The organism is Pantoea sp. BRR-3P, from assembly GCF_039621635.1.
GTDB classification, from domain to species: Bacteria; Pseudomonadota; Gammaproteobacteria; order Enterobacterales; family Enterobacteriaceae; genus Pantoea; species Pantoea floridensis.
Map to the genome: position 1 here is coordinate 43,961 of NZ_CP155067.1, position 14,102 is coordinate 58,062.

13 protein-coding genes are annotated in these 14,102 nt (G+C 52.9%); 9 read left to right on the forward strand and 4 right to left on the reverse strand.

All coding sequences use genetic code 11. The features are described from left to right. Positions 1–43: 43 nt before the first annotated feature. The 4 genes from iolD to AAGR08_RS19830 all read left to right on the forward strand — a co-directional run bounded on the left by iolD (position 44) and on the right by AAGR08_RS19830 (position 4,024). The gene (iolD, locus tag AAGR08_RS19815; RefSeq protein WP_097098128.1) at positions 44–1,888 is read left to right on the forward strand and encodes a 3D-(3,5/4)-trihydroxycyclohexane-1,2-dione acylhydrolase (decyclizing); all 1,845 of its coding nucleotides are present in this window, start codon (positions 44–46) and stop codon (positions 1,886–1,888) included. A gap of 11 nt (positions 1,889–1,899) precedes the next feature. Beyond that, a complete protein-coding gene (iolE, locus tag AAGR08_RS19820; RefSeq protein ID WP_097098127.1) occupies positions 1,900–2,814 on the forward strand; it encodes a myo-inosose-2 dehydratase in 915 nt (304 codons plus the stop codon). After that, positions 2,814–3,623 (forward strand): SDR family oxidoreductase, encoded by an 810-nt coding sequence (locus AAGR08_RS19825; RefSeq protein ID WP_097098126.1) that lies wholly within the window; start codon positions 2,814–2,816, stop codon positions 3,621–3,623. The genes iolE and AAGR08_RS19825 overlap by 1 nt, the downstream gene beginning before the upstream one ends. Before the next feature lie 68 nt (positions 3,624–3,691). Beyond that, positions 3,692–4,024, forward strand: a complete 333-nt coding sequence (locus AAGR08_RS19830) for a hypothetical protein (RefSeq protein ID WP_097098125.1) — start codon at positions 3,692–3,694, stop codon at positions 4,022–4,024. 10 nt (positions 4,025–4,034) lie between these two features. Here the strand turns inward: AAGR08_RS19830 and AAGR08_RS19835 are convergent, their stop codons facing one another. Beyond that, complete coding sequence (locus tag AAGR08_RS19835; protein ID WP_097098124.1) at positions 4,035–5,483, reverse strand: amino acid permease; 1,449 nt, start codon at positions 5,481–5,483, stop codon at positions 4,035–4,037. Positions 5,484–6,015: 532 nt separating this feature from the next. Between AAGR08_RS19835 and AAGR08_RS19840 the strand changes: the two genes are divergently transcribed. Continuing rightward, on the forward strand, positions 6,016–7,290 hold the full coding sequence (locus AAGR08_RS19840; protein ID WP_097098123.1) for a Glu/Leu/Phe/Val dehydrogenase: 1,275 nt from the start codon (positions 6,016–6,018) through the stop codon (positions 7,288–7,290). Between the two features lie 235 nt (positions 7,291–7,525). On the opposite strand, the gene AAGR08_RS19845 is transcribed toward AAGR08_RS19840, so the two are convergent. Continuing rightward, complete coding sequence (locus AAGR08_RS19845) at positions 7,526–7,816, reverse strand: hypothetical protein (RefSeq protein WP_097098122.1); 291 nt, start codon at positions 7,814–7,816, stop codon at positions 7,526–7,528. 624 nt (positions 7,817–8,440) lie between these two features. After that, complete coding sequence (locus tag AAGR08_RS19850) at positions 8,441–9,346, reverse strand: LysR family transcriptional regulator (RefSeq protein ID WP_345830438.1); 906 nt, start codon at positions 9,344–9,346, stop codon at positions 8,441–8,443. A gap of 110 nt (positions 9,347–9,456) precedes the next feature. On the opposite strand from AAGR08_RS19850, the gene AAGR08_RS19855 reads away from it, so the two are divergent. After that, a complete protein-coding gene (locus AAGR08_RS19855; protein WP_345830439.1) occupies positions 9,457–10,833 on the forward strand; it encodes an MFS transporter in 1,377 nt (458 codons plus the stop codon). Between the two features lie 147 nt (positions 10,834–10,980). Further along, on the forward strand, positions 10,981–12,285 hold the full coding sequence (locus AAGR08_RS19860; RefSeq protein WP_097098118.1) for an MFS transporter: 1,305 nt from the start codon (positions 10,981–10,983) through the stop codon (positions 12,283–12,285). 75 nt (positions 12,286–12,360) lie between these two features. Here AAGR08_RS19860 and AAGR08_RS19865 read toward each other — a convergent pair whose 3' ends face one another. Next, positions 12,361–13,020, reverse strand: coding sequence for an NAD(P)H-binding protein (locus tag AAGR08_RS19865; RefSeq protein WP_345830441.1), 660 nt, complete (start codon positions 13,018–13,020; stop codon positions 12,361–12,363). Between the two features lie 165 nt (positions 13,021–13,185). On the opposite strand from AAGR08_RS19865, the gene AAGR08_RS19870 reads away from it, so the two are divergent. Together AAGR08_RS19870 and yajD are read left to right on the forward strand one after the other, a co-directional pair. Next, positions 13,186–13,557, forward strand: a complete 372-nt coding sequence (locus tag AAGR08_RS19870) for a cupin domain-containing protein (protein WP_345830443.1) — start codon at positions 13,186–13,188, stop codon at positions 13,555–13,557. Between the two features lie 129 nt (positions 13,558–13,686). After that, positions 13,687–14,034, forward strand: a complete 348-nt coding sequence (gene yajD, locus AAGR08_RS19875; protein ID WP_097098115.1) for an HNH nuclease YajD — start codon at positions 13,687–13,689, stop codon at positions 14,032–14,034. Positions 14,035–14,102 lie beyond the last annotated feature (68 nt).

Genomic DNA, 14,102 nt, shown 5'->3' on the forward strand with positions numbered 1-14,102 from the left:
CCGCGATGCTGCCGAGCAGCATCTCTGAAGAGTGAGTGAGGATATGGCTACGATTCGTTGCACGACAGCTCAGGCGATAGTTCGCTATCTGAGCAATCAGTTTACCGAAGTGGATGGCAAGCGCGTACCGCTGTTCCCGGGCGTGTATGGCATTTTTGGTCACGGCAATGTCACTTGCCTGGGCGAGGCGCTGGAAGCGGCGCAGGATGTATTGCCGACCTGGCGCGGACAGAATGAGCAATCGATGGCATTTGCGGCCGTGGGTTTTGCTAAGGCGATGGTACGACGTCAAATCATGGTGGTTACCGCCTCGATTGGTCCTGGCACCACCAATCTGCTTACCGCAGCGGGCGTGGCGCATACGAGCCGCTTGCCGCTGCTGATGATCTGCGGTGACAGCTTTGCCCGTCGTCATCCCGATCCGGTGATGCAGCAGGTCGAGCATTTCAACGATCCGACCCAAACGGTGAATGATGCCTTTAAAGCGGTGTCGCGCTACTGGGATCGGATTACCTATCCTGAACAAATCCTCTCCTCTCTGCCACAGGCCGTGGCAACCCTGCTCGATCCCGGCGACTGTGGCCCAGCATTTATTGGCGTATGCCAGGACGTGCAGGAGATGGCGTGGGATTACCCAGAAGAGTTCTTTACTCCGCGTTTGCATCTGATGCCGCGTCCACGTCCCGATCGTCAGCTTCTGGCTCGCGCCGTTGCATGCCTGAAACAGGCCAAACGCCCGCTGATTATTTCCGGTGGCGGCGTGCGCTACTCGCAGGCTGAAGCAGAACTGGCGCAGTTTGCCCAGGCGCATGGCATCCCGGTGGTGGAAACCATCGCCGGCAAGGGCGCGTTTACCCACGACCATCCAATTCATTGCGGGCCGATTGGCATTCTCGGTTCAACGTCAGCCAATGCGCTGGCCGCCGAAGCGGACGTAGTGATTGCGGTGGGCACGCGCTTGATGGATTTCGTTACCGGTTCGTGGACGGTGTTTGATCGTAACGCGCAATTTATCGCCCTCAATGCCGCGCGCTTTGATGCACACAAGCATTTCGCCATCCCGCTTGAGTGTGATGCCCGCGAAGGCATTACCGAACTCGATACGGCGCTCGGCGACTGGAAAGCAACCGACAGCTGGCTGGAGAAAGGGCGCCGGGAATTTGCCAAATGGAACGAGCTGATTGCTGCGCGTCAGGAGCGCACGGTAGCGGAAGGCGATCCTACCTATGCGCAGGTCATCGGCGTAGTGAATGCGGCTGCCGCGGCTGAGGATTACATCATCAGCGCGGCGGGCGGCTTGCCGGGCGAACTGGTGAAAGGCTGGCGGGTGAAGAACCCCGGCACATTTGACTGTGAATTTGGCTTCTCCTGTATGGGCTATGAGCTCTCCGCCGGATGGGGCGTGGCGATGGCTGAGCAGGATCGCGACGTGTTCGTGATGATCGGCGACGGCACCTACATGATGATGAATTCCGATATCTACTCCAGCGTACTTTCCGGGCACAAATTCATTCTGCTGGTGTGTGATAACGGCGGCTATGCGGTGATCAACCGCTTGCAGAATGCCAAGGGCGGCGCGTCGTTCAATAACCTGCTGAAAGATTGCCGGGTGCAAGAGCCGTTTCACGTCGATTTCGTCGCGCATGCGCAATCGATGGGGGCGCTGGCGCGCAAGGTTTCTTCGCTGGATGAACTTGAAGAAGCCATCAGCTGGGCCAAAGGCAACGATCGCACTACGGTCATCTCGATTGCGACGCATCCTTTTGATTGGACGCCGGGCGATGCCTGGTGGGATGTCGGGGTGCCGGAAGTCAGCGCGCGTGACAGCGTCAACAAAGCGCGTGAAGAGCACGTCAAAGGCCGCCTGGCGCAGCGCGTCGGCATTTAATCAGGGAGTTCATGATGTTAAAAGCAAAACTGGGCATCGCGCCCATTGCCTGGTCGAATGATGACCTGCCGCAGTTGGGTGGGGATACGCCGCTGACCACCTGCTTGTCTGAGAGTCATCAGGCGGGATTTCAGGGCGTTGAAACCGGCGGAAAATTTCCGAAAACCTCCGAGGCGCTAAAACCGTTACTGCAAGAGTTTCAGCTGGATTTGGTGTCAGGCTGGTATTCCGGCACCTTGCTGGACAACAGCGTGGAAGCGGAGATCAAAAAATCGCTGCCGCAAATGGCGCTTTTCCGCGATTGCGGCGCCGCGTGCCTGGTGTATGGCGAAACGGCCGGCACCATCCAAAATCAGCAACGTGTGCCGCTGGTGCAGCGTCGTCGCCTCACTGATGAACAGATGCGCGAATACGGCGAAAAGCTGATTCAATTTGCTGCCTTTTGCCGGGATTACGGTGTGCCGCTGGCTTTTCATCATCACATGGGAACCGCCATTGAGGATGAACATGATATTGACCGCTTGATGGCCGTCACCACGCCGGACGTTGGGCTGCTGTTTGACGCCGGTCATCTTGTCTTTGCAGGCGTTGATCCGCTGCGGATTCTGGAAAAGCACGGCAGCCGCATCATCCACGTGCACACCAAAGACGTGCGCGAGTCGGTGCTGCATGCAATCGATAGAAACCGTGACTCTTTCCTCGATGCGGTGCTGAAGGGGATTTATACCGTACCCGGCGACGGCATGATCGATTTTAACGCCATCGTTAACAAGCTGGCGCAAATCGGCTATCAGGGCTGGTTTGTGGTGGAAGCGGAACAAGATCCGGCGAAAGCACCGCCGCTGGAATACGCGCATATTGGTTATAAAACACTTCGTTCTGCGCTCGACGCAGCCGGTTATTCAGTCATTTCAGGAGCACTATGATGAGCCAGTTAACAGGTAAAGTGGCAGTGGTTACCGGAGGAACACAGGGCGTGGGCGCAGCGATTGCACGCCAGTTTACGCAGCTGGGCGCCAGCGCGGTGGTGATTTGTGGCCGCAATCAGGAGAAAGGGGCCAAAGTTGCCGAGCGCTTAAACGGTGAAAGCGAGACCAAAGTGGATTTCGTGCGCGCAGATTTATCTAACGTAGAGGATTGTCGTAACGTCATCGCTACCGCCGATAAGCTGCATGGCCGCGTCGATGTCTTAGTCAATGCGGGTGGCATGAGCGATCGCGGGACGATTCTGGACACCGACCCAGAACTTTTTGACCGTATCTTCGCCACCAACGTCCGTGGCCCGTTCTTCCTGATGCAGGAGGCCATCAAGCTGATGCGCCGTGACAATATTGCTGGCAGCATCGTGAATATCTGTTCGATGTCATCGCTGGCGGGGCAACCTTTTATCGCCGCATATTGCTCTTCCAAGGGGGCGCTGGCCACGCTGACACGCAATACCGCTTATGCACTGTTACGTAACCGTATTCGAGTCAATGGTTTGAATATTGGCTGGATGGCATCGGAAGGTGAAGATCGCATCATGAAGCAATATCACAGCGCGGAAGATAACTGGCTGGAGAAAGCCGCGGCGTCTCAGCCGTTTGGTCGTCTGATCCAACCTGAAGAAGTGGCGCGCGCGGTGGCATTCCTCGCCAGCGAAGAGTCTGGCTTGATGACCGGCTCAATGATTGAGTTCGATCAGTCAGTGTGGGGCGGTTACGATCAGGCCGCCGCGCCGGCAGCACCCCTTTAAATCTCCTCCCTCAGCCTGTGAAAGCAGGCTGATTCCTCATTTCATGCACTGATAAACGAGGATGCGCCATGAACCTAAAACAACTCGATAGCATTGCTTATTTTTATCATCAGCTGCTGCTTCAGGTTCGCTACCTGAAATTCAGCGCGCGGGGAAAAAAAGAAGACGAGAAAAAAGAGTTGCTCGTTCAGTGGCTGCTGAAAGAAAAAAAGTTAAAGACCTTTGGTGAAGAGTGCCGTCATGAGATTGCCTATATGATGCTCGAAATCGAGGGTAACCAGCTTCTCGACTTTGAAAATAAAGTGGAGAATCTGCTGAGTAACTGCGGTGCTATTCGTTTGGAGATGGAAATGAGCCAGGCGTTGAAATGGGAAACGTCATCGAAATCTGGCTATGGTTAAGACATCTGCCTCATGAAGAGGCAGATTTAGCATTCCATTCACGCTTCTCCGCACCGGCACGTTTTTCTTTTATTTTCCAGATCAACCAAAGCGCAATGAACCACGTTGGCGAAACCGCCAGGGCGGCGAGTGTGTCGGGGTCAAATACCATGATTACGACCGAAAACAGGAAGAAAATCAGCGTGGCCCAGGCCATAACAATGCCACCGGGCATTTTGAATGTTGATTTTTGATGCAGGTCCGGGCGATGTCTGCGGTATACCAGATAGGACACCAGAATCATTCCCCAGCAATAGATCACCAGAATGGCGGCCAGCGTCGAAACGATAGTGAAGAGCGTAGAGACATTCGGTACAAGGAACAGCAGCAACGTTCCGCTCAGCATACAGAAGCAGGAGAACAGCAGACTGCGCAGCGGGATGCGCGTGGTGCGCGAAAGAATGCGAAATTGCCAGTGCGCGTGCTTCTCAATCGACAAGCCATACAACATGCGGGTACTGGAGTAGACACCGCTATTTGCGGAGGACATCGCCGAAGTGAGCGCCACGAAATTAATGATCGCTGCTGCGGCGGGCAATCCGGCCTTCGCGAAGAGTGTGACAAAGGGGCTGGTGTCTGGCGAAACGCCCTGCCAGGAGGTGACCGCAATAATGACCATCATCGAGAGCAGGTAAAAAACCACAATACGCAGCGGCAAGGCATTAATGGCGCGTGGCAGAATTTTCTCGGGATCGCGCGTTTCCGCGGTCATGGTGCCTAGCAGCTCAATCCCGGTATAAGAGAAAATAGCGATTTGGAACCCCGCGAGAAAGCCGGTGATGCCATGCGGCATAAACACGGCGGGATCGGTCAGATTATGTACCGATGCGGTGACGCCGTCAGGCGACGTCCAGCCGGTAAACACCATCCATCCCCCGGTTAAAATCAGCGCAATGATGGTAATCACTTTGATCAACGCGAACCAGAACTCCGCTTCACCAAAGGCTTTCACCGACAGCATGTTAAACAAACACAGTATGCTAAGGGTGAATAATGCCGGTATCCACGCCGACATTTCCGGAAACCAATACTGCATATAGGCACCGCACACCACCACGTCGGCAATGCAGGTCACAACCCAGCTTAGCCAATAGGACCAACCCAAATAGAAGCTGGCTTTCGGCCCGAGATAGTCACTGACAAAATCGGCAAACGATCGATAATCCAGCCGCGTCAGCAGTAGCTCTCCCATCGCCCGCATCACCATATAGCTAAAGAAGCCCACCAACACGTAGATAATCAAAATAGAGGTTCCGGCCACCGCAATATTGCGGCCTGCTCCCATAAACAGTCCTGTGCCAATGGAGCCTCCTAGCGCGATCATCTGAATATGGCGTTCGCTTAGTCCGCGCTGCAGTTTTTGCGGGGCGTCGTTAGACGGAGCAGGCTGAAGCTGCTCTTGAGTCGGTTTGTTAGACACAATGATTCCTTCAGTCTGGCGAAGAGACGCATGGCGATGCCTGCCCGCAAGCATCAATGGCAAATAAGGGTTTTATTCTTTCCGTAAAGGCATAATTAAACGTATCTGTTTGGCCCCTGTAAAAAGGCACGTTTAACTAGTTGCAAGAACAACAAAACTGATAAAAGCCTAATTCATGATCGAGATTTCCCACTGAGTTTCACTCATCGTGGTTGCCTGAGTTAACAAAGTCAATGCGATAAAATAACACTTTATTCACTTTTTGATGACCATCAAAGAACTGAAAAATAGGGAAAAAATCCCAATTTATGCACTTAATTGCATATGTATTGCATAGATATGCGTTTCATGCAGAGCAATTTCATTGCTTATTTATTCATTCAAAAACGCCAATTTGCATTGGGAACGTTAATGTTTTCTTTTTCGCCATTATTCTCTTTTTTTAAAGATGCTAAATTAAACCCTGCCTAGTGCAATGCATTACCTTTCCACGTCTTTTCAATATAAATAACTCTGATTAAACAGGCTTCTCATGGAAAAGTTATCTTACGCGTCTGAAAGCAGTACATCTCCCTGGACTACCTACCTAAGCCAAATTGACCGCGTTGCGCCTTATCTTGGTGAATTATCTCGCTGGATAGAAACGCTGCGTCATCCCAAAAGAGCATTGATTGTTGATATCCCGGTGCAAATGGATGACGGATCCATCCGCCATTTTGAAGGCTATCGCGTGCAGCACAACTTATCGCGCGGGCCAGGCAAAGGCGGCGTGCGTTACCATCCCGCGGTTGACCTGAACGAAGTGATGGCGCTCTCTGCCTGGATGACCATCAAGTGTGCGGCGGTCAACCTGCCTTATGGCGGGGCCAAAGGCGGCATTCGCGTTGATCCCCATGCGCTGTCTGAAGGTGAGTTGGAACGATTAACGCGTCGTTACACCAGTGAAATTGGTCTGATTATTGGTCCACAGAAAGATATTCCCGCGCCGGATGTCGGTACCAACGGCAAAGTCATGGCCTGGATGATGGACACGTACTCGATGAACCATGGCACCACCATTACGGGTGTGGTGACCGGTAAACCGATCCATCTTGGCGGCTCGTTAGGCCGTGAGAAAGCGACCGGCCGTGGCGTATTTATTACCGGTCGGGAAGTGGCGCAGCGCTCCAACATTACCATTGAAGGCGCGCGTGTGGCGCTGCAGGGCTTTGGTAACGTGGGCAGCGAAGCGGCCCGTCTGTTTGCCGAAGCGGGTGCGCGCGTGGTGGTGATTCAGGACCACACTGCCACCTTGTTTAATGAGGGCGGGATCGATTTAACTGCGCTAAGTGCATGGCAGGCCGAGCATAAACAGATTGCCGGTTTCCCAGGCGCACGTGAAATCGAGAAAGAGCAGTTCTGGACCACGGCCATGGATATTCTGATCCCGGCCGCGCTTGAGGGGCAGATTACCCGCGAACGTGCGGAAATTATCAGTGCAAAACTGGTGCTTGAAGGGGCGAACGGCCCAACCTACCCGGATGCCGATGATGTGCTGGCTAACCGTGGCGTACAGGTAGTGCCGGACGTAATCTGTAATGCCGGTGGGGTAACGGTGAGTTACTTCGAGTGGGTGCAGGATATGGCGAGTTTCTTCTGGAGCGAAGACGAGATTAATAAGCGTATGGATCGCATCATGACCGAAGCGATGGTTCATGTTTGGGACAAAGCCGCAGAAAAACGCTGTTCACTGCGTACCGCCGCTTATATTGTTGCCTGCGAACGTATTTTACTGGCACGTAAGGACCGCGGTATTTATCCTGGCTGACTTAACGGGTTAAGACGCCTATTGGTAAAAACCGGGAGTGATACCATTTCCGGTTTTAAAATATCTGAATTAACGTTTATGAGATAACATTCAAGCAGCCAATTTTTTGGCATATTACGCTTCGCTTTGATGAAGAGAGACAAACATATTTACTGCCGTAAGCTGAGCGTGTTAAGTAAAGCTAACTCATAAGTTAAACGTCATCACCGCAGTGAGAGGACGTTTATCCTGTCGTTTATGCAAGGTTCACCCCACGCAGGCCTGACCAGCAGCGCGCGGCGGACTGCGTAATCAGCACCGCAGGATCTTCGCTAAAGTCATTGACTAAATTTACTATCCTGTCAGTTAAACTTCTTATGTTTTCAGTGCCTACGTAGACAAATTCATTGACCGGTAATACGTAGGCATATCCCTTTTCACATACCAAACTGCGTGAGAATCCATTTTCGAGCATCGCATAGAGTAATTCGATCTGCATACTGGCTGTGGGCTCTTTCAACTCAATACGAATAGTGTAACTGGCCATGATAAAACCTCCCGCGCGATTAAATTTAAGTTTACTTAAGTTTAATTGTGCCAGAACTTATATTCTTCTTTTAAGAAATATCCTAGTGGCTGCCTACGCATAAACAAAAAGGGTACTTTAGGGGGTTACAGCGATCGGATGTAGTAAATAGTGGTACTGTTAAGCGCGTCGGCAAAATGAGTTAATATATTTAACGGCTTGGGTTTATTGTTATTCCGTTCGGCTTATTTATGTTTATCGTTAATTAGAGACAATAGACGCTACGCGGGCTATCTTTAATAGATGGATCTTTTTGAATCGGTGTTAAAGACGTTTGCAAGCGAGTTTCCGCAAAAGGCGATTTTAAGCGTGGTATTTTTCCTATTTTTTATGCCTTAAGTGGAGTAGCAAATGAAATTAACCGTAACCGACTTTTACGTGTTTAGTCAGGAGGATGCCGACGGTTGCTGTAATCTCCACCGTGAACACTGCCGCTGGGCGCCGGCCTATAATAATCGCGTGTTTATGGGGTCCTTTTATTCACCCGCGCATGCCTGGCAATATTTCCGCACGCATCATGCCGAAAAAAGAGCGGCTTACTGCCTGGTTTGTATGCGAGAGGGCGCCTAAGGCTTAAAGAGTGATTTACAAAGGCTGTTGCGCAAAGGCCTGTTTCAGCGCATCAATCGCACACCTTAGCCGCAGCGGCATCGCGGCGGTTTTCAACCACACGGCGTAAATGGGCAGGCTGTTGCTGCGCGTTTGCGGCAGGATCTCAATCAGTTTTCTACTCTGGATATCCTCATTTACCAGCCAGCGCGGTAATTGTGCAATGCCGTAGCCTTCAAGAGTCGCAGCATAAACGGCACTCATGCTACTGAAGCGCAATCGATCGTCTGGCTGCCAGTAAACCATCTCCTCAGCGTTTTTCAGTAGCCACGGCTGCGATCGACCGTTTTCAAGTAACGTTAGATGCGGAAAATCAATAAGACCGTCTGGTTTATCCAGAGGATTAACAGTCGTTATCAGGGAAGGCGCGGCGCATAACAGCAACGGTTGCTGGCCAATCAGGCGAGCAGTCAGATCCGCGTGATGGCCGGGTGCCCCGATACGTATCGCGAGATCAACCCCTTCGGCTGCCAGATCGATGCGTTTGGTTGAGAGCCGCACATCGAGAGACAGTCCTTGCCAGCGGCGCGTCAGCGGCAATAAGACGGGCATCACCCATTTCTCACCCAGCAAGGGCGGCGCTGCTACCCGCAATTGGCCGGTCGGTTCGCTGGCATGCGCCGTAAGTCGATTCTCTGCCGCATCCAGACTCGCCAAAATCTGCAGGCAATCCTGATAAAATTGTTCACCTTCACTGGTCAGCGACAGGGATCGAGTGGTGCGCTGAAATAATTTCACCTGCAAGCGTGCTTCCAGACGGGCCACTGCTTTTCCCACGGTGGAACGCGATAAACCGAGTTGCTCTGCAGCCTGACTGAATCCACCCGCCTGGGCCGCCTGCACAAAAGCACGGATGCCGTTCAGCCTATCGGTGTTGACCATTTTTTTGCGACCTGGAATTGACGATAAAGATTCGCCAGTATGACGAAAACATAGCGTAAATGGCGAATTTAAATCGTGTCAGGATAAGGTTTTCGCCTCAGGACCTTCGCATGTCAGCTTCTCACTCTGTTACACCCGCTAAATTGATCCGCATGCAAACAGGCATTTGTCTGGCCAGCTTTCTGGGTTGTATTGATTTCACCATCGTCAATACCGCTTTACCCGCACTGCAGCGACATTTTCAGACTGATATTGAGGATGTGCAGTGGGCAATGACGCTGTTTGTGATGGCACTGTGTTGCTGCATGGTGATGTCAGCCCGTCTGGCTGAACGCATGGGGGCTCGTCGGGTGCTTTATGCCGGGATGCTGCTATTTGGCACGGCTTCGCTAGGGGCGGGATTAGCCCCTAACCTGCTGTTCTTGCACTTTTGTCGCTTGTTACAGGGCGCGGGCTGCGCGGTACTGTATACCGTCAGTGCCACTATTCTGGTTGAGGCAATGCCCGTGGCAAAACGCGGCAGCGCCCTTGGCGTGCTGTTTGCCGCGAACGGACTTGGATTAGCGTTGGGGCCGGTAGCCGGCGGGGTGCTGGTAAGCTGGCTCGGCTGGCGTGCGGTTTTCCTGCTGAATGTGCCGCTTATCCTGCTGAGTTTTCTTTTTTGCAGCGGCTGTATTGCGGCATCGCGCAGACGTAATGAAACGCGTCTGGATATACCTGGCTGGCTGCTGATGACTGCCGGGTTAGCTCCACTGCTGGTGTGGTGCAGCCATGTCCTGCAATGGGGGATGTTAACGTGGACTTCATTCGTGACGCTGCTGGCGTCGCTGCTGCTGTTGCTGGCTTTTGTGCTGCTAGAAAAACGCGCGATTCAACCGATGATCGACTTTCATCTATTGCGTATTCGCAGCTTTGTGTCCGCCTGTTTGCTCTCCGTGTTGCTGGCGATATTCTACTGCTCGGCGTTTATGCTGATGCCGTTCCGCCTGATGGCAATCTTTCATTTGAGTGATGCACAACTTGGCCTGATGCTGCTGCCGGTGACGTTAATCATGGCGCTGGTATCGCCACTGGCAGGCCGTGTTGCTGACCGGTTTTCGCCCTGGCCGGTGATGGCGGCAGGTTTTGCCCTGCTGGCGGTTTCCGCACTGCTACAGAGCCTCGTCAGCTCAGCGCTCTTACCTCTCTTTCTCGCCTTCATACTGATGGGGGCAGGTTGGGGGGCCATCCTCGGGCCTTCTGTCGCAGCAGCACTCGCTGCTTTGCCCGAGGCCTACCACGCGCAGGGAATTGGCATTTCGTGGACGCTACATAATCTTGGCGGCGCGTTAGGGTTAGCCTTAGCAACACAGATCTTTCAAACCGGCGGCGAGACCGCAGGTTTCCAATGGGTGATGTGGGGACTGGCGGGCGCAGCGGTGATCGGTATGCTTGTTGCCGTGAGAGAAGCAAAAAGCACAAGCGTAGCAGCGGCGGATGCGGGTTAAAATTAATTCAACAGCACGGCATGCCATTTCTTTGCCCGCTCGCCACATTGAGCGTATTCACAGAAGCAGGAGAAATAAACGGTTGTCCTTGACCACGCAGACGCATGACGCATCCTGTTGAATCACTATCCGACCAGAGAACGCAGTATGCAGAATCCACACAAGACCACGCATTCACAGAAACGCGCATTAATTGCGGGTTCTGTTGGCAACTTTATTGAGTGGTACGAATTTGCCGTATATGGCTTTCTTGCCACGGTCATCGCGCAGAATTTCTTTCGCCTGCAGGGCGAAGCCGAGCTGACGGGTTTAATCCTCACTTATGCCTCGTTTGCGGTCGCTTTTTTCTTTAGGCCTCTCGGCGCGGTGTTTTTTGGCCGCATGGGCGATAGGATGGGACGCAAGCCCACGCTGATTTTCGTGTTGATTATGATGACGTTAGCGACGACAGCGATCGGCTTGATTCCCACCTATGCCAGCATTGGTGTGGCGGCGCCGCTGATCATCACCGGGCTGCGTATTCTGCAAGGCCTATTCGCCGGGGGGGAATATGGCGGCGCGGTTTCACTGATGACTGAATTTGCCCCTAAAGGACAGCGGGGACGTTACGGTGCCTGGCAATCATTCACTGTTGCATTGGGGTTACTGGCGGGAGCCGGCATTGTGGCGTTGCTTTCCGCCGTGTTAAGTGCTGAACAGATGCACGACTGGGGCTGGCGCATTCCTTTTTTCCTGGCATTACCGATGGGGGCGCTGGCGTTGTGGTTACGGTACAGCATGGAAGAGACACCCAGCTTTGTGCGCCAGCAGCAAGCGAAAAAAACGCATCAGCCCCAACCGGTCCGGGCCAGCTTCGGCACGACTTTCAAGATCATCCTGCTGGCGATTAGTCGCGTGATGGTTTGGTCGGCGGCGGGATATACCTATTTGGTGATTATGCCCACCTATTTGCAATCATCACTGCATACCGGATTTAATCAGGCGCTGCTGATTGCGGTGATATCTAACGTCGGCTTTGCGGCAACCATCCTCCCGGCGGGGATCCTCAGCGACAGAATAGGGCGTCGCCGCGTGATGGTTATTGCTGCTTGTCTATTGCTGGTGCTGGCTTTGCCGTTGCTTAAATTACTGCAGGCCGATGCCGCAACGCTGTTAATCAAGGCATTGGTGGTGTTACTGGCAGGAGGAATTGTCGGGTTGCTGGCAGGACCGGGACCGGCAATGCTGGCGGAGATGTTTCCCACGCGCGTACGCTACACCGGACTTGGCCTGGCTTATTCTCTCTCTAACGCTATTTTCTCGGGATGTGCTGGGCTGATTATCACTTCACTCATTAAGCAGACAGGCAATCTGGATATTCCCGCCTGGTATATTATCGTGACGGCTGCGGTGAGTATTCCGGCGCTGATGACGTTGAATAAAACCGATCATTTGCGGTCGCTGGATGAGTAAGCAGAATCAACGCTAAAGGCAGAGAAGAGTGCTGCCTTTAGCGCGGCAAAATTCTGTGGTGACAACGATGGCGAGTTAGTCTTTAGCTAAATGCCCCACCGCTTCCCGAATCGCGACTTCTCCGCTCGTCAGCTCAATAATGATGCGATTGAGGTCAGGCCGATCGATGATTTCTGCCAGCGTAGCTGCAACGTCTTCACGCGGGATATCGCCATAGGGAATAGCCAGGCCCGCATTGACCTTTCCGCTGCCTTGTTCATCCGTTAGCGTGCCAGGGCGCACTATCACCCAATCCAGCTGGCTTTGTGCCAGCGCCACGTCCGCCATTTTTTTCACGCGCATGTAGTTTTCGAAGGTGGCGGAAAGGTTTTTTCCTCTGCCCGCTTCAGGGAAAGCGGAAACCAGCAAAAAGCGTTTTATCCCAGCCTGCTGTGCTGCAGCCACAGCGGTTTTCAGGCCTTCACCGTCAATGGCATTGGTCATCTCCTCTCCGCCTTTACCGCCCGCGCCGGCGGTAAAGACCACCACATCACTTCCTGCCATTAATGCGGCAAGAGCGGCGCTATCCAAACGGGTTAAATCACCGTTAACCGGCTCGGCACCCCGATCGCGTAAGGGTTGTTCCTGCTCCGCTTTACGAAATAGCGGGCGTGAAATATGGCCTTGGGTTGCTAACAGGGATGAAAGGCGACGACCAATGTTTCCTGCACCGCCAATAATAAATACCTTGGACATGAATGCCTCTCTGATTCCGTGAGTATGAGTAAAGGGATGAAAGTGTAGGCAGGCATGCGGATGAACGCCAGTTTAGGCTTATAGGTGGCGGGCTCGTAATACCCTGCGCTGCAGATTTATTTCAGTCATCTACACTCGAACCAGACGATTATGACAGGAGGAAATATGGCAGAGAGTAAACATGAGCTGGTCTCCCAAAGCGGAACCGCGTGGAACGGGCAGACCTACAAGGAATACCCGGCCGGTAAGCCAGAAATATCGGTAATGCGTATGTCATTACCTCCGCATAGCGAACTTCCCTGGCACACGCATCCGATGCCGAATACCGCTTACATTTTATCTGGCCAGCTGACGATTGAAGACAAAGAAACCGGTAAGATCCATTGCGTTAAAGCGGGGGACGCGCTGAATGAAACCATCAACAGCGCGCACCGTGGCTATACCACCGACGACGCAACCGAGTTAGTCATTTTCTACGCGGGAGTGGAAGGGCAGGCGCTTTCAGAATCACTGCCAGGCGAAGAGTCCGAGTTCTAAAGGTATCGCCAGAGTGCGTCGCTGCAAAATAAGCGAATGCAGTGGCGCGAAGAGCGGACTTGATCAGCGGTTTGCAGTACCCTGTTTACCTCGCAATTCAATCCTCTCTTCGAACAGGTAATATCGACAATGGCTCTGATTCCAAAAAATTACGCGCGGCTGGAAAGCGGCTACCGTGAGAAGGCATTAAAAATTTATCCATGGGTATGTGGACGCTGCGCGCGTGAGTTTGTGTATTCAAACCTGCGCGAATTAACCGTTCACCATATCGATCATGATCATACCAATAACCCCGAAGACGGCAGTAATTGGGAGTTATTGTGTCTGTATTGTCATGACCACGAACACGCTAAGTACACAGAAGCAGATCAGTACGGCACGCGCGTTGTCGCGGGAGAAGACGCGCAGAAAGATGTTGCCGCAGCCACCTATAATCCTTTTGCCGATTTAAAGTCGATGCTGAACAAGAAAAAATAATATCGCCAACAGGCCTCGCGCCGAGGGAAACGCTCTTCGCGAGGTCATCTGGCGACGCATCGCTGCCC